This is a genomic window from Nocardia spongicola, from assembly GCF_047200775.1.
Classification (GTDB): domain Bacteria; phylum Actinomycetota; class Actinomycetes; order Mycobacteriales; family Mycobacteriaceae; genus Nocardia.
In genome coordinates this window covers 415,892-439,410 of the sequence record NZ_JBJZOO010000001.1, presented here as the reverse complement: position 1 = coordinate 439,410, position 23,519 = coordinate 415,892, and the positions used below count along the sequence as shown (strand labels likewise).

Here is a 23,519-nt window from a genome sequence, read left to right as displayed (position 1 = left end):
AAGCAAAGGAGAGCCCCGTGGGCAAGGTGGTCATGTACAGCTCGGTGTCGGTGGACGGCTTCGTCGCGGACGAGAATGACCAGCCCGGGCCGCTGTTCGACTGGTTGTCCAGCGGTGACGTCCCGTTGGACGAGAGCGGCGAGGTGAAGGTGTCGCAGACCTCCTACGATTACACCCGGGCGTACTGGGACCAGATCGGGGTGACAATCGCAGGCCGCCACGTCTTCGACCTGACGGACGGCTGGGACGGGAAGCCTCCGAGCGGGATCGACCACGTGGTCGTCGTGACACACCGGCCGGAGCCCGAGGGCTGGGACCTCGAGGCGCCGTTTCACTTCGTCGACGGCGTCGAGGCAGCCGTGGCCAAGGCGCAGGAGCTTGCGGGTGACCGTATGGTCGAGGTCGCCGCTGGCGACGTCGGTGGCCAGATACTTGCCGCAGGTCTGGTCGACGAGGTGCGCATGGACGTCGTACCCGTCGTGTTCGGGTCCGGCAAGCGCTACTTCGGGTCGGTCCACGCGCAGCACCTGTTGGAGGATCCTGACGTGGTGATTCAGGGTAACGGGGTGCTTCACCTGCGCTATCGGGTGCGCCGTTGACCGATCCGAGCGGGTACGCGAAGAAAGTCCACTGCGGACGGTGACACAAGATCGGGCCTCCAGCTGCGTTTGCGCATCGCTGCCCCTGGTCGAGCAGCCGACGCCGATCCACCTCAGCACCTCACCTGCGGCAAGTTCAACTCGAGATCACTGGTTGCCGGTTTCCGGCGTATCTTGGCCGACCCCACGGGAACAGCCCAGGATCACTGATCATTCGAATAGCCTCTTGCAGTTTTAAAACCGCAGCATGCAACCTGCGGTTCCGGAATGCGTCAGAAGGGGGTAACGGCGGTCGGACACAGTACGAATCACCTTCATTGAGAACATGATTCGCTGAGCACCAGATTTCTCAGATATGGACCCAACGTGCCTACCCCGGATGGTCGGCGGGGCCGAACCAGTCATGTACCGTCAAAAATATTTTGACGGTGGAGTATGCTCGGGGCATGCCCGATCCCGAACGGCCGGAGGCGGCGATGCTCGACGAGTGGTTGCAAGCCACATCGTCATCGCCGAACGAAGCACCCCGTGACGACCCTGCGGCGATCGTGCGCGGAGTACTGAACCGATTGGATAACGACGGAGTAGAGCTACCGCACCACGTGGTCTACGCCTGCGTCATATTGCTGTCGGTCGCGCGGACCGATCTGGATCGGCTGGAACTGGGTCTGATGCGGGCAGCCAGCGAACACGGCAACAGTTGGAGTTGGATCGCCGAGGCATTCGGCCATCGCTCCAAGCAAGCCGCGCACGCTCGGGCCAGTGCACTGCACCGACGCCTGGAACATCGAACTCCCGACGAGGAGGAAACCCGATGAAACTCCGTGTAGACCGCGACCGTCTCGTTGCTGCGGTGTCCGTGGTCGGGCCAACAGTACCTCGGCGCCCGTCGATCCCCGTGCTCGCGGGCATTCGGCTACGAGCGGAACTGGACTCGGTATCGGTCGCCAGTTTCGACTACGAGATCTCCTCGCACGCCACGATCACCGGTGCAGTGGTGGACGAGCCTGGTGCTGCACTGGTATCGGGGCGACTGCTCACTGATATCGCGAAAGCCCTCCCCCCACGGCCGGTCGAATTGTCCGACAACGGGGATCGCCTCGAGATCGTCTGCGGTCCGTCGCGATTCGCCTTGCCGCTGATGGCTGTCGAGGACTACCCAGACCTCCCGCCCTCACCTGCAGCGGTCGGCGCTGTCGATCATTCAGACCTGCGCGATGCCGTGGCGCAGGTGGTCGTGGCCGCTGGACGCGACGACACGTTGCCCATGCTGACCGGGATCAACATCGAATTCCATCCCTCGTTCCTGCGGCTGGTGAGCACCGACCGGTTCCGCATCGCGATCCGAGAGCTCGGCTGGGAGCCTGTGACCACGATGGGCAACTCGAGACCAACCAGCATGCTCGTGCCTGCCCGCGCGCTGGCAGAGACGAGCAAGACGCTCGCGGGACCGAGAATCGAAATCGCCAGTGTTCCAGGGCAAACAATCCTGGGGCTCGCGACCGACGACCAGCACCACACTATGCGCACGCTCGACATGCCCTACGCGCCATACCAGCGCTACCTCGAAACCACCCACACCGCATCCGCCCGCATACGTTCCGCCCCGCTGATCGACGCGATCAAACGGGTGTCACTACTCTCGCTCAGAGGAACGCAGGTTCGTTTGACCTTCGCCGCAACCACGGCCCGTTTGTCCGCCGGGGGCGACAACGAAGGCAGCGCAGAGGAGTCCATCGGTTGCGAGTTCGACGGCGAACCGTTGACCATCGCCTTCAACCCCCGCTACCTACTCGAGGGACTGACCGCCGCTCATGCCGAGATCGTAGAGATCGCCCTGAACGGACCGACCAGAGCAGCGATTCTGCGTGCGGCCGATCGCGAACCCGACGTTGAGCGCCACGAGGGTCTGATCTATGTACTGATGCCGGTTCGCCTACCCGACTGAGCCATCACCCGACGAGAACTCGACTCGAATCCCGCCCCGGAGTTCAGCCGCTGCCGGGGCATGCGCACACGACTTCGAACATCGACAGGCATCGCGCCTGTTCGATTCCGCGTCTACCGCAGATGAGGATGCTTCTCGACCTCGAAAGGCTCTGGCGCAAATCTCGTAACAGCGGATTACTGACCGTAGGAAGAGCGGAGGCCGGAGAACAACAGTTCGGCGATCCGGTATCGAAGGTGCCTGGTCATGCCTTCATCCGGTGCCGGCTCCTCCGCCAGCACCGTGAACTGTAGGAGCGTGCTCGACTTTCGGGCTTCCAGATCGAAACGCACTCGATCGTGGGGCCGGTTCGGCCACAAGGAGGACCACAGCACCATCGCAGGCTCCACGGCCGCCAAGACCGTGGGCTCCACCTCGTCCTCGAGTAGGGCCAGCCACTGTCGAGCATTCGGTTGTTTCGGCTCCACCAGCGACTTCCAGACAATGTGGGCAGGTGCGGGCAAATCTTTCGCCTTGGACCCGATCATGATCACTCGATCAGTCTAGAGCGCGCAGTCCCCCTGTACTCCATGCCTTTTCCGCTTCCGCCGGAACCCTTGTACGAGGAAACGCTCCGCCCGCCTGCGTTGCCGGACAAACCATTCCCTGAAGCTCCCGCGCCGCACCGCACTCAGGTGCGGGCATTCCGGTCGCATACACTCACTCGCCGATGCGGGCTATCGTCTCCGCCACCCGCTCCAGGTGTTCGGTCATCGCGCGGCGCGCGTCCTCCGGTGCGCCCGCTTCGATGGCTCGGACGATGGCTTCGTGTTCCCGATCGGAATCGGCGCGGCGGTGTTGGGTCAGATTGAGGAATTCCGATTGCGGGTCGAGCGCGCGGCGGGTATCGGCAACCATGACGGTCAACATTTTGTTTCCGCTGGCCTCCGCGATCGCGATATGCAGTTCGCCGTCGTAGCGAACCCACTCGTGGGCATCGGTGGCCAGTGCGAGCTTGCCGAGTATCTCGGTGAGGTTCCGTAGATCGGCTTCGGTGCGGCGTTGCGCCGCGAACCCCGCGGTGGGGACCTCGACGAGCTGACGTGCCTCGATGAGGTCTCCCGCACGGACACCGGCGAAGGTGAGCTGCGCGTTCTCTTTCTCGGCGATGACGAAAGTTCCCCGACCCGTGCGCGTCTCGGTGAGACCCAGGATCGCGCAAGCGTGCAGTGCTTCGCGGACCACCGGACGGCTGACGCCGAATTGCTGGGCCAAGGCGAGCTCAGCGGGCAGGCGGTCGCCTATCGCGTATTCACCGCTTCGGATCAGATCCTTCAGCCGGCGAAAGACCGCTTCTGTGGCGCCGACGCGCTGCACCCGGCCTTCTTCGACTGTCACGTACCTAAGTATGGAGATCTGCCGCTGGGGCGTCAAAACGCTCGTTCCAGCGAGTATCCGGATCGGGTTACCCAGCCTTGACATGCCGATGTGACCCGGATTACTGTCTGGCTGTCTTACAGCCTGACCGCATAACAGCTTTGTGGTATTCACTCGGACGAGTGGTGCTGCCCTGGCGGCTGCGTGCGGCTCGAGGAAGGTCTTCATGACGCACCGCAACGATCTCTCGGCCCACTCGGCCCACTCGGCCACCCGGACATCGGCGACGACGCTCGATATGGGTGATGTCGGCTATCAGAAACAGCTGAGCAAGCGCCATATGCAGATGATCGCGATCGGCGGCTCCATCGGCACCGGACTTTTCCTCGGTGCCAGTGGCAGGATGGCGCTGGCCGGGCCGTCGCTGGCCATCGTCTACATCGTGTGCGGCATCTTCACGTTCATGGTGGTGCGTGCGCTCGGTGAGCTGGTGATGCACCGGCCCTCGTCCGGTGCGTTCGTCTCCTATGCCAGGGAATTCCTCGGCGAGCGCGGGGCCTATACGGTCGGCTGGCTGTACTTCCTGAATTGGTCGACCACACTGGTCGCCGATATCACCGCTGTGGCGCTGTACGCGCATTTCTGGTCGATGTTCGTCTCCATACCCCAATGGGTCCTCGCGCTCATTGCCTTGGCGGTGGTGCTCGGGCTCAATGTCGTATCGGTGCGGTTGTTCGGCGAGATGGAGTTCTGGTTCGCGCTGATCAAGGTGGGCACCATCATCGCCTTCATGGTGGTGGCCCTGGTGTTCATCATCACCGGCACCCCGATCGAGGGGAATGTCCCCGGTATCGCCACGATCACCGATAACGGCGGCTTGTTCCCCCAGGGACTCGCACCGATGCTTGCTATCGCGCTCGGAGTGGTCTTCGCATTCGGCGGAACGGAGATGATCGGCGTCGCGGCAGGTGAATCCGATGACCCGGCGGCCGTGGTGCCGAAGGCGGTCAACTCCATCATGTGGCGGATCATCCTGTTCTATGCCGGCTCGGTGATCTTGTTCACGCTGTTGTTGCCCTGGACGGCGTATTCCCCCACCGAGAGTCCATTCGTCACCGTGATGAGTTCGATCGGAATCCCACACGCGGGCAATGTCATGAACCTGGTCGTGCTTACCGCCGCGATGTCGAGTCTCAACGCGGGTCTGTACGCCACCGGCCGCACATTGCGGTCGATGGCCGTGGCCGGGACGGCGCCCCGCTTCGCCGCCAGAATGAATCGGAACGGCGTTCCATACGGTGGAATCCTGATCACCAGTTCCGTCGGCATCGCCGGTGTCGTGCTGAATCTGGTCATGCCACAGAAAGCGTTCGAGATCGTGCTGAATCTGGCCGGGCTCGGCATCGTCGGCACCTGGGCCTCGATCATGATCTGTCACTGGATATTCGTGCGGAAATCCGAGCAGGGCGAATACCGCCGACCGGACTTCCGATTGCCGTTCGCGCCGGTACTCAACATCATGACCCTCGGCTTCCTGGTGGGTGTAGTCCTGCTGATGTTCTTCGACGACGAAATCGGCCGGATCACGCTCGCGGTGTTCTGCGTCGTCGCCGCGGCCATGGTCGCGGGATGGTTCCGGGTGCGGGGACGGCTCGGCCCGGCTGTGCTCACCGTGATGGACCCGACCGAAGCGGAAGCACGGGACGTATGATCGAGACGACGCTTCCCCGCACAGTGCTACGCGCCGCGATCCTCTACACCGGAGGAACTTTCGGCATGACCGACCGGGGTGCGGGTATGGAACCTCGAGCGGGAATCGATGCGGATATCGCATCCTCGGTCGTGTTATTCGAGGAGTCGGAGAACCTGTCGGTCGAGTTCCACTACACCGAATCCGAGCGCGTCATCGACAGTGCCACCGCCGATTCCGGCACCGCCTGCCGGATCGCCGAATGGGTGCGATCCAGCACCGGATCAGCGCCCCTGGACGGTGTGATCGTCATTCACGGCACCGACACCATGGCCTATATCGGCGCCCGCATAGCATTCGAAGTGCGTGATCTCGCTATTCCCGTGGTGCTGACCGGTGCCCAGATCCCCTTCGGCAGGCCGGGCAGTGACGCCCAATCCAATCTGCACCTGGCATTGGATGTGCTTGCCCTGCACCCGGCTCCTGGGACCTACCTCGCATTCGGCTCGGCGGTGCATCCCGCCGTACGAGCCAGCAAACGCGATTGCGCGGACTACGCCGGCTTCACCAGCGCGAGGAAATGCACTCCGCCCGCCGCTCCCCCAGTAGTGCTGCCGCGGCGAACAGGCACCATACCCCGGCTGCCGGTCGGTTTGCTGACGGTATTTCCCGGCCTGCACGCCGATCTGCTCGCCGCCGCGATCCGGCAGTACCCCGGCGGTCTCGTCCTGGAATGCTACGGCTCCGGCACGATGCCGCACGGCGACGAAATAATCGAGACGATCCGGGCGGCGACCCGACGCGGCACACCGATCGTCGTGATCAGCCAATGCGACCGTGGCTCGGTCGATCTGGAGCGGTATCAGCCCGGACGTGCCCTCCTGGACGCGGGTGTGATCGGCGGGGGTGATCTGACCAGAGAAGCGGCCCTCGCCAAACTGGCCCATCTCGTCGAACTAGGGCTCTCCGGTCGGCAACTGCGGGACTGGATGACGACCAATCTGCTCGGTGAACTATCCGATCCCACCCCACCGTTTTCGGCCCCCGCCCACAAACCCGCCTCGAATGCCCGGAGCCTGTGATGACCGACAACACGCGAACCGAACGAGACTCGCTCGGCACCCGCACGGTGCCCGGTAATGTTTACTGGGGTATCCACACCGCACGCGCGCTGGACAATTTCGCCATCACCGGCGACAGTATCGGGCGTTACCCCGCGCTCATCACCGCACTCGCCGCGGTAAAACAAGCCGCCTGCCGTGCCAACCGCGAACTCGGCATCCTCGACGCGCGCCGCGCCGACGCGATCGACGCGGCCTGCGCGGAGATCAGATCCGGTGCGCTGCACGACCAATTCCCGATCGACCCGCTCCAAGGTGGCGCGGGCACCTCGACGAATATGAACGTGAACGAGGTCATCGCCAACCGCGCGCTCGAACTGCTCGGCTACGCGCGCGGGAACTACACCGAGCTCGACCCGCTCGACCATGTCAACCTCGGTCAGTCCACCAACGATATCTATCCGACCGCTGTCCGGCTCGCCGTCGTGCGGCATATCAGGGAACTCGTCGCCGCGCTGCTGCGGCTCGCGAATGCCTTCAGTGTCAAAGCAGCCGAATTCGCCGACGTCATCAAAATGGGCCGCACCCAGCTGCAAGACGCCGTCCCTATGACACTCGGCCAAGAGTTCGGCACTTTCGCTGTCATGGTCAGGGAGGACTGCGCCCGGCTGGAAGAGGGTATCGCCCTGCTGTGCGAGAGCAATCTCGGTGGCACCGCTATCGGCACCGGGATCAACGGCCATCCGCGCTATCCGGTGCTGGCCTGTGCCCAGCTGGCCGAGCTCACCGGCGAATTCGTCACTCCTGCGGCCAACATGATCGAGGCAACGCAGGATTGCGGCGCCTTCGTCCAGGTCTCCGGGATTCTCAAACGAGTGGCGGTCAAATTATCCAAGACCTGCAATGACCTCAGGTTGATGTCCTCTGGCCCCACAACAGGTTTCGGCGAGATCAACCTGCCGCCGGTGCAGGCAGGGTCGTCGATCATGCCGGGGAAGGTCAACCCGGTGATTCCGGAGATCGTCAACCAAGTCGCGTTCGAGGCCATCGGCACCGACTTGACCGTGACCATGGCAGCCGAGGCAGGGCAACTACAGCTCAATGCCTTCGAACCCATCATCGCCTACGGCATGCTGCGCACCACCGCACATCTGACCGCCGCGGCCGACACTTTGGCGACGAAGTGCGTCACGGGGATCACCGCTAATCGGGAGCATCTCGCGCAGGGTGTCCGCCGCTCGGTCGGTATCGTGACAGCCCTTACCCCACACATCGGTTACGCGGCCAGCGCACGGATCGCAGAACAGGCCCTGCGGACCGGGCGCTCCGTCGCTGACGTCGCCATCGAACTCGGCGTACTCACCAGGGAGATGATCGAGGAAACTCTCGGTCCCCATGGCCTTATCGGCCTCACTGGTCTCGCCGCTCCCCTGGTGTCGCAGGTCGAGGGAGTGCTCACCACGAGTCCGGCCGGTTGCGCGAATCCGGAGCAAGGCAGGCCCTTCGCCCGAGGGGTGGCCCCGAGAAACGCTATGGATCTGATGGATATAGACGCCTCGCACGATGAATAGATCGCGCTCCTCGCGCAGTGCTTCATAGCCGACCGAGGTCGAAATCGCGTCGAAGTGCAGATCCTCGACTCCCGCCGGGTGAGTGAAGACCAGATCGTGTCTGGTCAGGAAGTCGTCGCCGTAATAATACGGTCGATCAGGACTGCTCGTCGGATACCTGGAGCAGCCGTGCTTGCAGTGCCAGATACAGCAATGCCGTATCGGCAGGCACGGCGAACGCGGCACCGGTGAGCTGCTCGATCCGCTTGAGACGGTGCAACACAGTATTGCGGTGCAGGTGCAAGCGCTCGCCGACCGCCGAGGTCGAACCGCCGAGCTCATACCAGGCCAAGGCGGTCTGGACGAGGGCATCGGCATCGTGTGGGCGGAGCCGGTCGAATGCGGTGAGCGTTTCCGAGAGGACGTCCGCGGCGAGTTCGGGATGGGCCGCGATCAAGGCCCGCATCGGCGATGCGGCGTAGGTGTGGATTCCGCTGTCCGTCGGGGTCAGGCACCGCAACGCGAGGCGTGCCTGGTGCAGGGCTGCGGGAGCGGAGGCGAGATCGGTGAACGGTCTACTGGCACCGGCTCGTGTCCGCACGGCGCGCAGAGCGCGATCGAGCGCGGCCTGAGATCCGGCAGCCAAGGTTACCTGGTCGTCGGCGAGCGAAGTCCGGACAGTGGTCACTCCGACCGCGGCGAGACGAACATCGCCGACCAGGAGGACGAACGGGCCCCGGGCAGGCAGCCGCAACCTGCCGCACAAGTACTCGCGCTGTGTGTGGGGCAGTTCGGCATCGAGCAGTACTCGCAACAACCGCTGCTCGGACTGCTCGTCCCCGGCGCCGACTACGCTCCGATAGGCATCGGCCGCGGCGACGGAGTATTCGTCGACAGTGGCCCATACCCGAGTGGACAGCTGAGGCAGGGCGGGATGGTCGTCCTGTTCGGCACGATCGACGATGATTTCCCAGAATGTCAATCCCGCGACGCGATAAGCATGCAACAGGCTGTCCAGTGGGATCCCGCGTTCAGCCTTGAGCCTTCCAGCTCTGCGAGCAGGTTCGAGTGAGTATGGGGTGCCTGCGATGGCGTCCAGTAATGCCGCGAGGTTGTCGGCCACGAGTGTGGTCAACTCGGTATGACCGAGCGCGGCATCACCGTAGTCCTGCTCATCACGCTCGATTCTGGTAGCCACCATTTCGGAGATCGCAGTCAACCCCACCTGCAACTTCCGCAGGAGATGGGGGCGCTCGAAATGTGTGTCTGGAGTCACTACCATCAACCTAGCGTCCATTGTGCCCGGGCACAATGATGGTCTTCGAAGTGGCGGCATGTGCCCGTCGCCACAACCGGCCACCTCCGGTGACACTGAAATTATCCGTTCGCACCGATTTTCTGATCCGCGCAGAGGGAGTACCCATGACTACAGCCCCACAGCTCACCGGCTCCGACGAGGTCTTATCCGATGCCGAGATCGCCGGGCTGGATCGCGCGATCGAGCAATTGCAGCGTGGTGCCGAGCAGTGGTCGCGCCGCACGCTCCCCGACCGCGCCGCTTTGATCGAACGCACACATGCCTCGATCAAGGCCAATGCCACCCGCTGGGCGCAGGCTGCTGCCGCCGCCAAACATCTGCCCGCCGGGTCGTGGGAGGGCGAGGAATGGATGTCCGGCCCCTACGTCACCATGGCGAACTTCAATGCGGTAGCCCGCACACTCACCCTGATCGCCGCGGGCAGATCGACTGTGGACGAGCTGAGAACCGGAACAGCGCCCGGTGGGCGGACCACACTGAAAGTTCTCCCCGCCGATGCGAAAGAGGCACTGCTGCTGCACGGCTTCTCCGCCGAGATCTGGATGCCGCCTGGGGTCACCCCGGAGCAGGTTCGCGCCGAGGCCGGACTCGGTGCGAAACAGGCCGAGCAGAGCGCGGAGGTCGGCCTGGTTCTCGGTGCGGGCAATGTCAGCTCCATCGGGCCGCTGGACGTGTTATACGAATTGGTGGCGTACAACCGGGTCAGCATCCTCAAACTCAATCCGACCTTCGCGACCCTGCTCCCGGTACTGCAGGAGGCGTTCGCGCCACTCATCGAATTCGGTGCCCTGCGCATCGTCAATGGTGGGGCGGCGGTCGGCGGCTACCTGACGCGACACCGCGCGATCACGCATGTGCACATCACCGGCAGTGGCGTCACCCATGATGCGATCGTCTGGGGCGTCGGGGCGGACGCGCAGGCTCGGCGGGCCGCGGGCACACCACTGCTGACCAAGGAGATCACCAGTGAACTCGGCGGGGTTTCACCGATCATCGTGGTTCCCGGCCGGTGGTCGAAAGCAGATCTGCGCTACCAGGCCGAACATGTCGCGACCCAGCGGCTGCACAACGCGGGCCACAACTGCATCGCGGGTCAGGCGTTGATCCTCAGCAGCGACTGGGAGCAGCGCGCGGAATTCCTCGATGAACTTCGCGCTGTGCTCAGCACGCTCCCCGATCGCACTCCGTGGTACCCGGGCAGCGAACGCAAGATGGGGCTGGCCGAGCAGGCCTATCCAGCCGCCGAACGTCATGCGGGACGGTTGCTGGTCGAGGTCGACGAATCCACCTCGCAGGAGTTGCTCACCACCGAGTACTTCGCTCCGGTGCTCGGACACACCACCGTACCCGGCACCGGTGCCGACTTCCTGCGCGCTGCGGTAGCTTTCGCGAACGAACAGCTCGACGGCACTCTCGGCGCGAGTCTCATCGTCGCGCCCGCCGACCGCGCGGCCATGGGCGGAGATTTCGACGAGGCGATCGCGGATCTCCGTTACGGGACGATCGGCATCAATGTCTGGAGCGCCATGGGATTCCTGATCCCAGGTCTTCCGTGGGGTGCCTACCCCGGCCACACGCTCGAGGCTGTCGGCAGCGGTATCGGTTCGGTGCACAACACTCATCTGATCGACAGCCCCGAACGTGCCGTGCTCAGCGGGCCGTTCCGACCCTTCCCGCGTTCGGTGGTCAACGGCGAGTTCGCGCTCTCACCGAAGCCGGCCTGGTTCGTCACCGCCAAGAGTGCTACGCGGACCTCGCAGAAGCTGACCGGCTATGCGGGCAAGCCGAGTTGGCTCCGGCTGCCAGGCATCATCGCCTCCGCGTTCCGCGCCTGACAGCCGGAAAGTTCACTCCATCGCGTGCCTGCGCCATGGAGAACGAGAGCGATTACGCGGGCTGCTGACATCATGATGCCGTGTTCAGCCCGGTGCCGACCGGTGTGTGCGGTGCCGGCTGGACCTGGCCCGCGTTCGGCGGGCTGCTGATTCCCTATCACCTCGAAGTGGTGCGCGCGAGCGCTGCTGGGGTATGGCAGCCGACGATCGCGGGGGCTTGCTGGATGAGGTCGTCGTCGGTCAGGGCGTTCACCATGAACAGGGCGAAGTCGATTCGCCGGGTCAGGTTGTCGGCCAGGGCGGGATCACCCACATGTTCCCGCCAGATCGGCAATCCCTGGCTGGGACCTTCTTCGAGATCACTGCCGCGGACGACGGTCCAGCGGGTATCGCTGGCGAAGATCCGGCGGCAAGCCTCGACCTGGTCGTCCACATCGACCATGCGCACAGCGCGCCCGGCCCATCCGAAGATCTTCACCATCGCGCGGAAAGTGCGGGTGTACTGGTCCTGTCCGTCGCGGGTGATGTGCCAGCCGCAGGAGAAGATCAGCCGCGCGTCCGGGCGGGCGTGATCGAGCACTGCCTGAGCCGTGCCCGACGAGTAGTGCCGCATACCCCAGGGGACGAGCACGGTGAGTACACCGTCGCAGCCATCGACCGCCCTGGCAATGACCTCGGGATCGTTGGTCTGCCCCGGCACGATGCGTATCCGGTCGGCGAACCGGTCCAGTTTGCCGACGCTGCGCTCGCGGCATACGCCGACGACCTCGTAGCCGCGGTCGAGGGCGTGTTCGATCATGTATTGCCCGAGTTTCCCCGAGGCGCCGACGATACAGACCCGATAGGGCTGTGCGCCGTTACGTGGCTGGATGTACTGGTCAGAGGTCATGAGCGGATCACTCTCACATTCAGACTTATGCCATAAGGCAACCTTATTCAGTAAGGTAAGCTTATGGAGTAAGGTTGTCAAGGAGTTCAGCCGGTGCGAGAAGACGCGGAAAGGTGAGATGACGGACACGAGCGCGGGATATCGGATTCCGGTCACCAAACAGCGTGTGCTGGCCGCCGCGGTCGCCGTGGCGGACGAGCAAGGGGTGGAAGCGCTGACCATGCGTAAAGTCGCCGATCGGCTCGGAGTCGAGGCGATGTCGCTGTATCACCACGTCAGCAACAAGGCCGAGATCCTCGACGGTATGGTCGACGCAGTCTTCGAGGAGATCGCCAGACCGGAACCCGGCGCCGAGTGGCGTGCGGCGCTACAGGAACGCGCGGTGTCGGTGCGTGCCGCGCTCCAACGACACCCATGGGCGGTCGGGCTGATGGAGTCGCGAGCCAATCCCGGTCCGGCGACGTTGCGCCATCACGACTCGGCGATCGGCGCACTGCGGGAAGCCGGGTTCTCCATCGCGATGTCCGCACACGCCCTGTCGGTGCTGGACAGTTATGTCTACGGGTTCGTTCTGCAGGAGATCAACTTGCCATTCAAAACCTCGGCAGAACTCGAAACGGTGGCGGGCGACATCCAGCGCACTATGCCTAACGGCGAATATCCGAACCTGACGGCGATGATCACCGAGCACGCACTCCAGCCGGGTTACTCTTATACCGAAGAATTCGGCTACGGACTCGACCTGATCCTCGACGGCCTCGCCGCGCGGTCTGCGCAACCCCCGTCACCGGACAGCCGGTGAGCATGACAGCGGTTGCGCAGAAGAGCGGGGTCACATCAGTCCGGACTCGGTCAACTTCGACACAGGCCCTAGCTCGGTCTATGCCCACGGTTTCCGGTATGAGTTGATGCTTATCCACCAGGCGATAATTCGCCTGTACAGAATCACGATCGACCGATCCTTCGACCTGGTTCGTGCGATCGTAGAGGGCGCACGCGCCGATCTCGAGTCCCTCGTAGAGGTTCGGGTAAGCGACGGCAGTGCCCGAGCTCGCCAGGCTGACAATTGCCACCGGTGAGCCTCCCCAGGTGGCGACTCGAGATAGATTCTTCCCCTTGATATTCAGGCACGCGCAACCTGCTGGAGAACGCCACACGACCCGAAGCGGCTGACGAGACCGTCGAGGTGCGCACTTCCGATCCTGCCGAATGCAGTCCGTCGGCCGAGGCCGGGGGCTGATCGGCGCCGATACCGAGCAGTGCATCACTGTACGGACCGCGAAACCGGTTGGATCATGCGCGATCATTTCGGATCACGGCTCCTCTCCCGCAAACTTGATGCCCTGGACAGCGAGCCGAACTGCACGCACCATCAAATAGCAAGGCAATCAACAACTCTCGATTCGATACCGACGATTGGGGCGGCATGGTGCACACGGAAGCCGCGAGCACGATCAGACACGCGAACGATGATTTCTTCACCGATCCGCAGGTGTACTACCGGCGTTGGCGTGAATACGGGCCGGTCCATCGGGTGCAGTTCTCCCGCGGTGCGCCCTGTTGGGTGGTGATCGGGTATGCCGAAGGACGGACCGCGCTCACCGATCCACGGCTGCGCAAAGGCTTCCAGGGAATGCGAGAGGTTTTCCAACGAAAGAATCCAGAAGTGCTGTCGGATCCGAACTTCCAGGATCTCACCGCGCATATGCTCGCCAGTGATCCGCCGGACCACACTCGGCTGCGCAAACTGGTGAGCAAAGTATTCACCTCGCGCCGAGTCGCGGTGCTGCGACCACGTATCGAAGAGATCGCCACCGAACTCGCCGACAGCCTGGCCGAACAGGACGAGGCCGACTTGATCCGCGAGTTCGCCCAACCTCTTCCGGTCACTGTGATCTGTGAACTGCTCGGCGTGCCGTTCACCGACCGCGAGGCATTCCAGGCATGGACCAAGGTGCTCGTCAGTGACTGGGTCGAGAATGACCAACGGGATAGGGCTTCCGCGGAAATGACCGAGTATCTGCAGGATCTGTTAGCGGAGAAGCGCACTCACCCCAGCGATGATCTGCTTTCCGGTCTGGTGCACGCCCGCGACAATGGGGATGAACTCTCCGAGCGAGAGCTCGTCGCGATGGTATTCCTGCTGCTGGTCGCCGGACACGAGACCACGGTCAACCTCATCGGCAACGGCACCTATGCCATGTTGCGCAACAAATCCCAATTCCACGCCCTGCGCAACGATCTATCGGCCGTACCTGCCGCGGTCGAAGAATTCCTGCGCTACGAGGGGCCGGTCGGCTGGGCCACCGTCCGCTACACCGACGAACCGGTACGTATCGCCGGAATCGATATCCCTGCGGGGGAATTGGTCTATGTCGCGCTGGCCGCAACCAATCACGATCCGGACCGCTACCACAACCCGGACACTCTCGACATCACCACAGATGCCTCCGGCCACCTGGCGTTCGGTTACGGAATCCACTTCTGCATCGGCGCTCCGCTGGCGCGGCTAGAGGCTGTCGTTGCCTTTACCACACTGCTGCAACGTTTCCCGAAACTCGAGCTGGCCGATGCGGCGTTCATTCCGAGCTGGCAGCGCAGCACGCTTATCCGCGGTATCACCGAACTGCCGGTCCGCCTCCGGTAATCGCTGGAACACGAAACATACGGTTATGAGCGGGAACTGTCGGTGTTGCGGTCGTCCTTGCCGTTGTCGGCGCTCTCGGTGCGGAGATAGCCGTGACGGGCGTCACTACCTCGGCAGAACTCGAAACGGTGACCGGCGATATCCAGCGCACTATGCCTACCGACGAATATCCGAACCTGACGGCAATGATCACCGAACACGCACTCCAGCCGGGCTACTCCTATACCGAAGAATTCGGCTACGGACTCGACCTGATCCTCGACGGCCTCACCGCGCAGTCTGCGCAACCCCCGTCACCGGACAGCCGGTAAGCCGGGAACATGACAGCGGTCACGTGCGTGGGCACCTCGAGCAACACCGTGCTGTCATCACCCGCTATGACAAGCTCGCCGTCTGCTACCCCGCCACCATCCGATCGCTGTGATCGGCCAATGGTTCAGAAACCGGTGGTCGTGGGCTAGCTCGGTGTGGTGCAGACGGTGAGACGGGGCTTGTTCCAGACGACAGCGTCGGTGTTCTGGTCGTGGCAGAGGGTAGCGTCCGACACTCCTTCGTAAACCGCTGTGAGGAGGCTTGTTTGAGGTTCACGCGCGATGCAGGCTACACGATGTCTTTCCTCGACATCAGTGAAGTTCCAGCAGTCACCGACCCGGAAGTTGTTGGCGAAGCAGTAGAGAGCCGAGCGGACGCCGTCATCGGTGCGATGGTGGTAGGAGAGCGCTACCATCGGATCACCGCATTCCATGTCCGCGGTTTCCGGCACGAGCCGATACTTCTCCACCAGAAGATAATTCGCCTGCACAGAATCGCAATCGACTGGTCGGCCGACCTGGTTCGCACGATCGTAGAGAGCGCACTCGCCGACCTCGAGTCCCTCGTAGATGTTCGGGTAAGCCACGGCGGTGCCAGAGCCGGCCAGACCGACAATCGTCGCTGCGATACCAACGGCGAATCGCTCTAGGTGAAGACGCATACTGGATTATCCCCTTGATATTTCGAAAGATCGGAGATGAGGCCACTCGGTCACGGCGATACGGGACCAACCGGATCATATCGACTTCTGCACCGAGCTGCCGAGATCCGGTGTCGTGATCTCGGCAGGGGATTTGTCGATGTGGATACCCTGCCGGCCGGGACGACACAGCCCTTCGAAGGTAGCTTCCCGGTAGTCGATACCGTTCCTGCTTTGCACTTCATGACGGCTTCTGGAGTTCGGGGTCTTTTCGTCGTGCAGTGAGCGCCGCGGCGGGCACGACCGCCAGGGCGAGCACACCACAGACGAGTGCCAGCATGGGGTAGCTGGTGGCGGCGACCATGAGCCCGGAGCCCATGCCGCCGGTAGCACCGGCGATGGCGATGGAGACGTCCACTGCCCCTTGGGTTTTTGCTCGCGTGGCCAGAGGCGCGGTGTTGGTGATGATAGCGGTGCCCGTGACGAGACCGAAGTTCCAGCCCAGTCCGAGCAGCGCCAGCGCCAGCGCGAGTAGGACGATGGAGTCACCGGGCGCGAGGCCTGCGAGCATTCCCGCGGCCAGCAGCGTCACCCCGGAGGCGGCGGCGACGGGCAGGCAACCATAGCGGTCGACAAGCCAGCCGGTCAGCGGTGAGGGCAGGTACATGGCACCGACGTGGACGGCGATCACCAGCCCGGCAGCGGCGGTACCGTGCCCGTGGTCGAATATGTGGATCGGTGTCATGGTCATGATCGCCGCCATGACCAGATGTGTCAGCGCCATCACGAAACCGCCGACGGCGACGCCCGTGCTGGAACCCTCAGCCGCCGGAAGCTCGGTTGCGGCCGAGGCGGTGACGGGATCGGCTGTGCCCAGCTCGCGCGCCAGTAGCAGCGGGTCCGGGCGCAGCCACACCGCCAGCACCACTGCGGCCAGGGCGTAGGCCACTGCGGCGAGTAGGAACGGTCCGGCCAGATATGGGATGCCCATGGCACGGGCGAGGCTGCCGGTGGGCGCGGCGAGATTGGGGCCGACGACACCGCCGAGGGTGGTGGCCACCAGGACGGTGGACACAGCGCGGCCGCGGTGGGAGGTGCTGGCCAGATCGGCTCCGGCATAACGCGCTTGCAGGTTGGTCGCGGTGCCCGCGCCGTAGACGAACAGTGCGAAGAACAGCAGGATCGGGTTGTCCGCGACGGCCGCGGCGATGACGCCGAGGCTGCCGACCGCGCCGGTCAGATAACCGGCGGCCAGTCCGGGGCGGCGACCTCGAGACTGTGACAGTCGGCCCACGATGATGGCGGCGAGCGCGGAGCCCGCGGTGAACAGCCCGCTGGGCAGCCCGGCCAAGCCGGTGGAGTCGAGCATGTCCTGAGCCAGCAGCGCACCGACGGTGACCCCGGCGGCCAGTCCCGCGCCGCTGAGGATCTGCGCGGACACCAATACGGTCAGGACACGACGCTGCGCCTGGGCGATATCCGGGAAGTGGGGGGCTTCGGTGGTACGGATGGTTCTGTGGGACACGAGCGTTCTTCCTGGCAGTGGGGAACCTGGGCGCACCCGTCGTGGGGGCGGTGGATTATGAGCGAATGTTCCAGCGGGCTAACCAGTCTCGCTCCTTCTTCGGGTGATATGCGCACGATGGTTCACGCAGGCTCACTTGCGGTGCGGGCGGGGCAGGAAGTCGCCTTACCGCGTGCCCGGCGTCGAGATCTGCCGCCGCCCAACGGATGCCGTTGCAGGTGCGTTCGGTGCCGTAGGGCGGGTCGTGCAGGACGAAGAGGTAGTTCACGCGTTCTCTCCCCCTTGCCAGGTACCGCCGATTCGGCTGGGCAAGCGGGTATCGAATACGATCGCCACATCTGATGTTTTTCTATGGAACTTTGGAATAAGCTATTCCAAAGAGCATTGGAGAAGCAAACGTGAGTGAACCGACCTGCCGTAAGGCAGCCCTGTTCGACGAAATCGCTCGTGTTGGTAAGGCACTGGGCAACGGGCGCAGGTTGCAGATCCTCGACGTGCTCGCTCAGGGCGAGCACACCGTCGAGGCGATCGCCACTGCGACCGGCATGAACCTCACCACCGCGTCAGCGAACCTGCAATCGCTCAAGGCCGGCGGCCTGGTGAAAGCGCGCCGCGAGGGCACCCGCCAGCACTACCGGTTGGCCGGAACCGACGTCGCTCGCTTGTTCGCGCTCGTGCAAACCGTCGCCGAGGCCCACTTGGCCGACGTCGCCGTGGCCGCAGCGGTCGTGCTCGGCGCACCTGAGGACGCCGTCACCCGCGATGAACTCATCCGCCGCCGCGACGCCGGGGAGATCACTCTCATCGACGTGCGACCCCACGAGGAATACCAGGCCGGGCACATTCCCGGTGCCATAAGCATTCCGGTCACCGAACTGGCTGCCCGGCTCGCCGAGCTGCCCGGCGACCGCGACATCGTCGCCTACTGTCGGGGCGCCTACTGCGTGATGGCGCCCGACGCGATCCACATCGCCCAGCAGGCGGGGCGAGAGGTCAAACGCTTCGACGAAGGCATGCTGGAATGGGAATTGGCCGGTCTGCCTGTGGAGCGGGACTAGCCACACGGCGCTCCTCCTCGCCGCTCCATGAGCCCAGTGGGCGGAATAGGGTCAGTCGCCGATTCCCCGCCGTGTCGGTCGGTCCGGCGACATGCCTTCGAGGGGAACTCGACCGGTGGCCGTGATCGACTCGGCCTCCGAGCGCCAGGCGAACCCATGAGCACCGCGAAACATACGGTTATGAGCGGGAGCTGTCTGTGTTGCGGTCGTCCTTGCCGCTGTCGGTGCTTTCGGTGCGGAGATGGCCGCGACGGGCGTCGCTGTCGAAGATCGACAGGATCTCGCAGGGGCCGCCAGCGGTTCCGATGGCATGGGGCAGCATTGTCGGGAATTCCGCAGCCTGATTGGTTTCGACACGGAAGCGGCGGTGCCCCAGCATGAGGCTCGCAGCGCCGGATAATACGACAAACCATTCGCGACCGGGGTGTGCGCGCATCCGGGCGGGATTATCGGGAGGCGGTTCGGTCAAGCGCTGGCGCACTACGACTGTTCCAGGGTCACCTTTGATGGGCCAGCGCATGAGTCCACGGGCCGCGTCGATCACCGGACCGACGACGACGTCTTCGGCATCGGTCTCGACGAGTTGGTCCAAGGTCGTGTCCAGGGCGCGCGCGAGGACGACGAGGCTGTCCAACGCCAGGCGACGCTGACCGTTCTCTATACGGCTGAGCGTGGATTGACTCAGCCGAGCACGGTGCGCCAACTCCTCGAGGGACAAGCCCTGCGCCACCCGCAGAGCGCGGATGCGTTTGCGTACCAGGCCGTCCAAATCGTCGTCTTCTTGCGTCATGGACATAATGATATGCCTTTTTCGCAAATAATGGTTACCGTTGCGTACGGACACGGGCCGGTGCTGTCGGAGTCGACACACGAAGAACACGAAGAAAAGGACAACGAAATATGTCTACGAAGTCCGCCACAACCGCGACCGAGCTACTGCCGGATGAAACCGTCGATGTCGTGGTGGTCGGTGGTGGCGCCGCCGGTCTCAACGGTGCGCTGATGCTGGTCAGGTCGCGCCGCTCGGTTGTGGTGATCGATAGCGGCACCCCACGCAACGCGCCGGCCGAGGGGGTGCATGGCCTGCTCGGTGCGGATGGCACCCCACCCGGCGAGCTTCTCGCACGCGGGCGCGACGAGGTGCGCCGCTACGGCGGCCGGGTCGTCTCCGGTGAGGTCACCTCCGTCACGGCGGCAGCCGCGGCTGTTCATGGTGACCCGCGCTTCACCGTCACCCTCGCCGGCGGGCACACCCTTACCGCTCGGCGCCTGCTGGTGGCCACCGGCCTACATGACGTACTGCCCGACATCCCCGGTCTGGCGCAACACTGGGGGCACGGCATTGTGCACTGCCCGTACTGCCACGGCTGGGAAGTGCGTGATGAGCCCATCGGCGTCCTCGCTGTCGGTCCCGCCTCCATCCATCACGCGCTGTTGTTCCGCCAGCTGACCGACGACCTGGTCTACTTCACCCGCGGCACCGAACTCGATGCCGACACCAGGGCACGCTTCGCCGCCCGCGATATCCGGATCGTCGACACCGCTATCGAGGAAGTCGTGGCCGGCGACGACGGCGCTATCACCGGTGTGCGGCTGACCGACGGCACGGTGGTGGCCCGCCGCGTCCTCGCGGTCGCCACCACGATGCAGGCCCGCACCACCGGCCTCGACGGTCTCGGCCTGCCGATGGAGGACCTACCAGACGGCATGGGCCGCCGCTTCGTCTCCGGCGCAGCAGGCAGCACCGACGTACCAGGGGTGTGGGTGGCGGGCAACGTCACCGATCCGATGGCCCAGGTCGGTGCTTCTGCCGCGGCGGGTGCTTTGGCAGGCGCTCATATCAACGCCCACCTGGCCACCGCCGACACCGATGCCGCTCTCGCCGCGGCGCGGCAGACTGTCTGACGTGGTTTTCGTGGCTCTTCCGAATCGCCTCTGATCAGGAAGAGCCATGAACCATCTGGTCATCAGCGACCCGGGCACGAGGGCGGTCAGGGCTGTTTCTCGCGGTTATCCCGTGGCAGCGTGCATACCGAACGACGATACTGCCTCTACATACCCATGTGGACGTAGGAAGGCCGGTGGCTTGTACGTTTAGGCGGCGCTGTCAGTCCGCCGAGTCCAGATTGCGGTATTGATCCACCAGGTGCTGGTAGAAGCTGTTCTCCGGGTCCGCTAAGGAGATGGGCCGAAGGCCGACGGTGACATTTCGGCCGGCCGCAGTCGAGTATCCGGTCTTGTCCATACCGAGATCTTCCACGACGAGTTGCACCAGTTGGTCCAGTTCATCGTCGGTCACGTACACGGTGAGACTGCATTCGACCGGGACATCTTCCGGATCGTAACCATCACCCCATGCGCGCTGGGCAAACTCGTCGCGTGCGGTAACAGGTCCGAATGCGGTGAAACAGGGAATCCGGTTGACTCCGTGGATCTTGTGCGCGCTGTCTTCGAGTGCCAGTGCAATCGGGTGGATACCCTCGCCGGCGAGGGAACCGGGTCCTGCGGGATCGGGCAGGCCGAGATCTACTGCGAGCTCCCACACCTGGTGTTCGTCGTCGTCCATCAGAACCTTACTTGTCAGCATTTCCATTTCTTCTCGATCCGGCAATGCTTCCCTTTCTTTCCTTGCGGAACGGCTACCTGCGCCTTGTTTCATGCTTCCTTCTCCGCCGCTTTTCATTCTTCCCTTTTCCTGTGAACATGAATGACCCTGCGGCATCGGCCCTGTCCAGGTTTTCGAAGTAGCACGATAGCGTCACGTAATGTGTAGCGGTGAACTCGAACTGCCACTCTCCGGAGAGTGTTGTCTGAACAGGCACCGCCTCCGCTGCGGATGGCGCAGCCCCCGCAACCCCCGCTGCGCCGGTGGTTCACGCTGCAGTCAGAGCGATCGTGGCGATAAAGCGGCGACCTGGTGTGGAACTCTTCATTTGCACCATCCGTATGAGATCGTTCCTTCAGCTACATTGGATGCATTTGCCCCACAACCGGTTCCATCGATTCGCAATGGCTTACATCACACCCCGACCGTCACTCAGGGCTCCGACATTGTCGGTTTATCTCGGCTGAACTGTGCTGATACGCCTCGGTGACACGTCAACCCAGATGCGATCGGATACGGGTACTTTCAGGTATCAATGAAGGTTCCCATGCCAAGATCGAACTGGAGTGCCTGCACCCGCAGTAACAGCATCGTCGATATCGGTTCCCGATACACTCGATCGCCACGACATCACCGGGATGCCCGATGCTGCGCACCCCGGTTTGCTGGAAGCGCTCGGAACAGTGTCCGACCCGTGCGACTCTCGCGGACTGCGCTATCCGATGGGCCCGCTGGAGGGGGGCGACTCGGGCAAACCTATTCACCGATGACGTGATGTGAATCACCTACAGTTCAACTGCTTGATACATTCTATGCGACGTACACTTGCTGACGAAAAGCGCTCGGGGGGAAGGTACCTGAGTTCACGGTAATGCCTCGCCTTCGGGGGGAATCATGCTCGTCAGTCATTGTTCTGCAGGAACCGGAAATGTACTTCTGGACGGATTGAACGACAATATTCGTGACAACGGCGATCACATCGCGGTGGTCGATTACAGTTCGGGTGGCCGGTATTCCTTTGTCGACGTGGGCCGTTCCGTACACCGTGCCGCCCTGCACTTACAGCAGTGTGGAGTTCGATCGGGTCGACACGTCGTTGTCACACTGCCTTTGGGTATCGACCTGGTGGCTTATTGCCACGGCGCCCTTCTCCTCGGTGCCGTACCGTCGTTCCTGGACCCGAACCAGCCCGCGGAGGCGTTGGCCCAGTGCCTGGCAACGCTCGACCCCAGCGTCTGGGTCTGCAGGTCGCGTCAGGTGCCCGAGAATGTCTACGGCGGCACGCTCTGTGTGCCGGGTGCGGTAACGCGGGATATTCCCGTAGGAATCGCGGATATTCCTGGTAGGCAATGGAATACCACCGATACCGTGCTGCTGCTGTATACGAGCGGAACCACCGGCGTGCCCAAGGGCGTGCCGTGGACCTCCAGGGAACTCGCTTCTCAGATCCGCTACTACCGTTGTGAGGAGATTACTTCCGAGCTCTGCCTGTTCCCGCATCTGGCCCTGGTCGCTTTGGCGATGGGGCGCCGCGTCGTCCTGCCTGATCTGGCTACCCTGGCACCGGCGCATCTCGATATCGCGACCCTGTACCAGCAACTCACAGAGTCGGGCAGTGACTATGTTTTCGCCTCACCACTCGTATGGCATCGGCTCATCGAGCATATGAGTCACCACGGCCTTGCCCCTCCCCGGCTCCGACGAGTCGCTACGGCAGGATCGGCAATCGGTTCACGCTTGATCGAGACAATGCAGCGCGCCCTCGCACCCACAGATGTGGTCATCCCCTACGCCAGCACCGAAGCGCTGATGCCCATTACTCTCATCGGCGCCGATGATCACATTCACTACTCCGAGTCGGGAACGTGGTCGGGGAAAGGTACCCCGCTGGGGCGGGCAGCCCCCGAAACGCAGGTCGCGATCATCGAGCCCGATCTGGACATCACGAGTTTCGATGTCGCCGTCCACAGTTTGCCACCTGAGAGCCCCGGCGAGATCATCGTCACAGGTACCCGCGTCACCCATACCTATTTCCACCGTCCTGAAGCTGAAAGGGAATCCAAGCTCACCGATACCTGTACCGGTGAGATCTGGCACCGTACCGGCGATTACGGATACATGGATGTCGAGGGACGACTGTGGTATCTATGCCGTAAGAAGAATGTGATCGACTCACACCACGGACCACTATATCCCGATGCCCTCGAGCAGATGTGGAACCTCGTCACCGGATTCCCGCTCAGCGGTGTCGTCTATCTCGAGGATCTGGACCGGATTTTCTACGCGTTCCCCGACGAACAGGACCCCGCCGCGATCGACCTCGAAACCATGGCGATCCTGGCCGATCGCTTGCGCATCCCGCACCCGACCCCACTGCAGTTGTACGGTCCACTTCCCACCGATCCACGGCACAACAGCAAAATCGATCGCGCCGAACTGCAAACGATGGTGACGAAACTGGTCGACTCCGAGGAGCTGTGACTGCG

22 protein-coding genes are annotated in these 23,519 nt (G+C 63.5%); 14 read left to right on the top strand and 8 right to left on the bottom strand.

The window, feature by feature from the left end; all coding sequences use genetic code 11:
• Nucleotides 1-17 precede the first annotated feature (17 nt).
• From ACL02S_RS01935 to dnaN, 3 genes are all read left to right on the top strand, one after another.
• Entirely contained in the window at nucleotides 18-599 is a 582-nt protein-coding gene (locus ACL02S_RS01935; RefSeq protein ID WP_412800496.1) for a dihydrofolate reductase family protein, read from the top strand.
• Between the two features lie 446 nt (nucleotides 600-1,045).
• A complete protein-coding gene (locus ACL02S_RS01930) occupies nucleotides 1,046-1,417 on the top strand; it encodes a hypothetical protein (protein ID WP_412800495.1) in 372 nt (123 codons plus the stop codon).
• Entirely contained in the window at nucleotides 1,414-2,547 is a 1,134-nt protein-coding gene (gene dnaN, locus ACL02S_RS01925) for a DNA polymerase III subunit beta (protein WP_412800494.1), read from the top strand. Before ACL02S_RS01930 ends, dnaN begins: the two co-directional genes overlap by 4 nt.
• Before the next feature lie 176 nt (nucleotides 2,548-2,723).
• Here dnaN and ACL02S_RS01920 read toward each other — a convergent pair whose 3' ends face one another.
• Both ACL02S_RS01920 and ACL02S_RS01915 read right to left on the bottom strand, forming a co-directional pair.
• On the bottom strand, nucleotides 2,724-3,074 hold the full coding sequence (locus tag ACL02S_RS01920; protein ID WP_412801075.1) for a hypothetical protein: 351 nt from the start codon (nucleotides 3,072-3,074) through the stop codon (nucleotides 2,724-2,726).
• 172 nt (nucleotides 3,075-3,246) lie between these two features.
• Nucleotides 3,247-3,924, bottom strand: a complete 678-nt coding sequence (locus ACL02S_RS01915) for a FadR/GntR family transcriptional regulator (RefSeq protein ID WP_412800493.1) — start codon at nucleotides 3,922-3,924, stop codon at nucleotides 3,247-3,249.
• 205 nt (nucleotides 3,925-4,129) lie between these two features.
• Here ACL02S_RS01915 and ACL02S_RS01910 point away from each other — a divergent pair, with 205 nt between their 5' ends.
• The 3 genes from ACL02S_RS01910 to ACL02S_RS01900 are packed head-to-tail and all read left to right on the top strand — an operon-like array spanning nucleotide 4,130 to nucleotide 8,225.
• Nucleotides 4,130-5,614, top strand: a complete 1,485-nt coding sequence (locus ACL02S_RS01910) for an amino acid permease (RefSeq protein ID WP_412800492.1) — start codon at nucleotides 4,130-4,132, stop codon at nucleotides 5,612-5,614.
• Nucleotides 5,611-6,675: an asparaginase domain-containing protein gene (locus ACL02S_RS01905; protein ID WP_412800491.1), complete on the top strand. Its 1,065-nt coding sequence runs from the start codon at nucleotides 5,611-5,613 to the stop codon at nucleotides 6,673-6,675. Before ACL02S_RS01910 ends, ACL02S_RS01905 begins: the two co-directional genes overlap by 4 nt.
• Nucleotides 6,675-8,225 carry an aspartate ammonia-lyase gene (locus ACL02S_RS01900; RefSeq protein WP_412800490.1) on the top strand — a complete coding sequence of 517 codons (1,551 nt, stop codon included), beginning with the start codon at nucleotides 6,675-6,677 and terminating at the stop codon, nucleotides 8,223-8,225. Before ACL02S_RS01905 ends, ACL02S_RS01900 begins: the two co-directional genes overlap by 1 nt.
• 136 nt (nucleotides 8,226-8,361) lie before the next feature.
• On the opposite strand, the gene ACL02S_RS01895 is transcribed toward ACL02S_RS01900, so the two are convergent.
• On the bottom strand, nucleotides 8,362-9,429 hold the full coding sequence (locus tag ACL02S_RS01895) for a PucR family transcriptional regulator (RefSeq protein ID WP_412800489.1): 1,068 nt from the start codon (nucleotides 9,427-9,429) through the stop codon (nucleotides 8,362-8,364).
• Between the two features lie 197 nt (nucleotides 9,430-9,626).
• Here ACL02S_RS01895 and ACL02S_RS01890 point away from each other — a divergent pair, with 197 nt between their 5' ends.
• Entirely contained in the window at nucleotides 9,627-11,357 is a 1,731-nt protein-coding gene (locus ACL02S_RS01890) for an aldehyde dehydrogenase family protein (RefSeq protein WP_412800488.1), read from the top strand.
• A gap of 157 nt (nucleotides 11,358-11,514) precedes the next feature.
• Here the strand turns inward: ACL02S_RS01890 and ACL02S_RS01885 are convergent, their stop codons facing one another.
• Nucleotides 11,515-12,246: an NAD(P)-dependent oxidoreductase gene (locus ACL02S_RS01885; RefSeq protein ID WP_412800487.1), complete on the bottom strand. Its 732-nt coding sequence runs from the start codon at nucleotides 12,244-12,246 to the stop codon at nucleotides 11,515-11,517.
• A 118-nt stretch (nucleotides 12,247-12,364) separates the two neighbouring features.
• Here ACL02S_RS01885 and ACL02S_RS01880 point away from each other — a divergent pair, with 118 nt between their 5' ends.
• From ACL02S_RS01880 to ACL02S_RS01865, 4 genes are all read left to right on the top strand, one after another.
• Nucleotides 12,365-13,048, top strand: a complete 684-nt coding sequence (locus ACL02S_RS01880) for a TetR/AcrR family transcriptional regulator (protein ID WP_412800486.1) — start codon at nucleotides 12,365-12,367, stop codon at nucleotides 13,046-13,048.
• A 624-nt stretch (nucleotides 13,049-13,672) separates the two neighbouring features.
• Nucleotides 13,673-14,893 (top strand): cytochrome P450 family protein, encoded by a 1,221-nt coding sequence (locus tag ACL02S_RS01875; RefSeq protein ID WP_412800485.1) that lies wholly within the window; start codon nucleotides 13,673-13,675, stop codon nucleotides 14,891-14,893.
• Between the two features lie 92 nt (nucleotides 14,894-14,985).
• Nucleotides 14,986-15,204: a hypothetical protein gene (locus ACL02S_RS01870; protein WP_412800484.1), complete on the top strand. Its 219-nt coding sequence runs from the start codon at nucleotides 14,986-14,988 to the stop codon at nucleotides 15,202-15,204.
• Between the two features lie 266 nt (nucleotides 15,205-15,470).
• The gene (locus ACL02S_RS01865; protein WP_412800483.1) at nucleotides 15,471-15,854 is read left to right on the top strand and encodes a hypothetical protein; all 384 of its coding nucleotides are present in this window, start codon (nucleotides 15,471-15,473) and stop codon (nucleotides 15,852-15,854) included.
• A gap of 232 nt (nucleotides 15,855-16,086) precedes the next feature.
• Here the strand turns inward: ACL02S_RS01865 and ACL02S_RS01860 are convergent, their stop codons facing one another.
• Both ACL02S_RS01860 and ACL02S_RS01855 read right to left on the bottom strand, forming a co-directional pair.
• The gene (locus tag ACL02S_RS01860) at nucleotides 16,087-17,370 is read right to left on the bottom strand and encodes an MFS transporter (protein WP_412800482.1); all 1,284 of its coding nucleotides are present in this window, start codon (nucleotides 17,368-17,370) and stop codon (nucleotides 16,087-16,089) included.
• A gap of 55 nt (nucleotides 17,371-17,425) precedes the next feature.
• A complete protein-coding gene (locus tag ACL02S_RS01855) occupies nucleotides 17,426-17,638 on the bottom strand; it encodes a hypothetical protein (RefSeq protein WP_412800481.1) in 213 nt (70 codons plus the stop codon).
• A gap of 130 nt (nucleotides 17,639-17,768) precedes the next feature.
• Between ACL02S_RS01855 and ACL02S_RS01850 the strand changes: the two genes are divergently transcribed.
• Nucleotides 17,769-18,428 (top strand): ArsR/SmtB family transcription factor, encoded by a 660-nt coding sequence (locus tag ACL02S_RS01850; RefSeq protein WP_412800480.1) that lies wholly within the window; start codon nucleotides 17,769-17,771, stop codon nucleotides 18,426-18,428.
• Nucleotides 18,429-18,606: 178 nt separating this feature from the next.
• On the opposite strand, the gene ACL02S_RS01845 is transcribed toward ACL02S_RS01850, so the two are convergent.
• Entirely contained in the window at nucleotides 18,607-19,218 is a 612-nt protein-coding gene (locus ACL02S_RS01845) for a helix-turn-helix domain-containing protein (RefSeq protein ID WP_412800479.1), read from the bottom strand.
• 110 nt (nucleotides 19,219-19,328) lie between these two features.
• Here ACL02S_RS01845 and ACL02S_RS01840 point away from each other — a divergent pair, with 110 nt between their 5' ends.
• Nucleotides 19,329-20,333: an NAD(P)/FAD-dependent oxidoreductase gene (locus ACL02S_RS01840; protein WP_412800478.1), complete on the top strand. Its 1,005-nt coding sequence runs from the start codon at nucleotides 19,329-19,331 to the stop codon at nucleotides 20,331-20,333.
• A 202-nt stretch (nucleotides 20,334-20,535) separates the two neighbouring features.
• On the opposite strand, the gene ACL02S_RS01835 is transcribed toward ACL02S_RS01840, so the two are convergent.
• A complete protein-coding gene (locus ACL02S_RS01835; protein WP_412800477.1) occupies nucleotides 20,536-21,150 on the bottom strand; it encodes a hypothetical protein in 615 nt (204 codons plus the stop codon).
• 828 nt (nucleotides 21,151-21,978) lie between these two features.
• On the opposite strand from ACL02S_RS01835, the gene ACL02S_RS01830 reads away from it, so the two are divergent.
• Nucleotides 21,979-23,514, top strand: coding sequence for an AMP-binding protein (locus tag ACL02S_RS01830; protein WP_412800476.1), 1,536 nt, complete (start codon nucleotides 21,979-21,981; stop codon nucleotides 23,512-23,514).
• The last annotated feature ends 5 nt before the right edge of the window (nucleotides 23,515-23,519 follow it).

Coding starts and splice junctions, on each gene's coding strand:
- ACL02S_RS01930 (WP_412800495.1), top strand. CDS start 1,046: ATGCCCGATCCCGAACGGCCGGAGGCGGCGATGCTCGACGAGTGGTTG.
- dnaN (WP_412800494.1), top strand. CDS start 1,414: ATGAAACTCCGTGTAGACCGCGACCGTCTCGTTGCTGCGGTGTCCGTG.
- ACL02S_RS01920 (WP_412801075.1), bottom strand. CDS start 3,074: ATGATCGGGTCCAAGGCGAAAGATTTGCCCGCACCTGCCCACATTGTC.
- ACL02S_RS01910 (WP_412800492.1), top strand. CDS start 4,130: ATGACGCACCGCAACGATCTCTCGGCCCACTCGGCCCACTCGGCCACC.
- ACL02S_RS01905 (WP_412800491.1), top strand. CDS start 5,611: ATGATCGAGACGACGCTTCCCCGCACAGTGCTACGCGCCGCGATCCTC.
- ACL02S_RS01900 (WP_412800490.1), top strand. CDS start 6,675: ATGACCGACAACACGCGAACCGAACGAGACTCGCTCGGCACCCGCACG.
- ACL02S_RS01890 (WP_412800488.1), top strand. CDS start 9,627: ATGACTACAGCCCCACAGCTCACCGGCTCCGACGAGGTCTTATCCGAT.
- ACL02S_RS01885 (WP_412800487.1), bottom strand. CDS start 12,246: ATGACCTCTGACCAGTACATCCAGCCACGTAACGGCGCACAGCCCTAT.
- ACL02S_RS01880 (WP_412800486.1), top strand. CDS start 12,365: ATGACGGACACGAGCGCGGGATATCGGATTCCGGTCACCAAACAGCGT.
- ACL02S_RS01875 (WP_412800485.1), top strand. CDS start 13,673: ATGGTGCACACGGAAGCCGCGAGCACGATCAGACACGCGAACGATGAT.
- ACL02S_RS01845 (WP_412800479.1), bottom strand. CDS start 19,218: ATGACGCAAGAAGACGACGATTTGGACGGCCTGGTACGCAAACGCATC.
- ACL02S_RS01840 (WP_412800478.1), top strand. CDS start 19,329: ATGTCTACGAAGTCCGCCACAACCGCGACCGAGCTACTGCCGGATGAA.
- ACL02S_RS01835 (WP_412800477.1), bottom strand. CDS start 21,150: ATGCCGCAGGGTCATTCATGTTCACAGGAAAAGGGAAGAATGAAAAGC.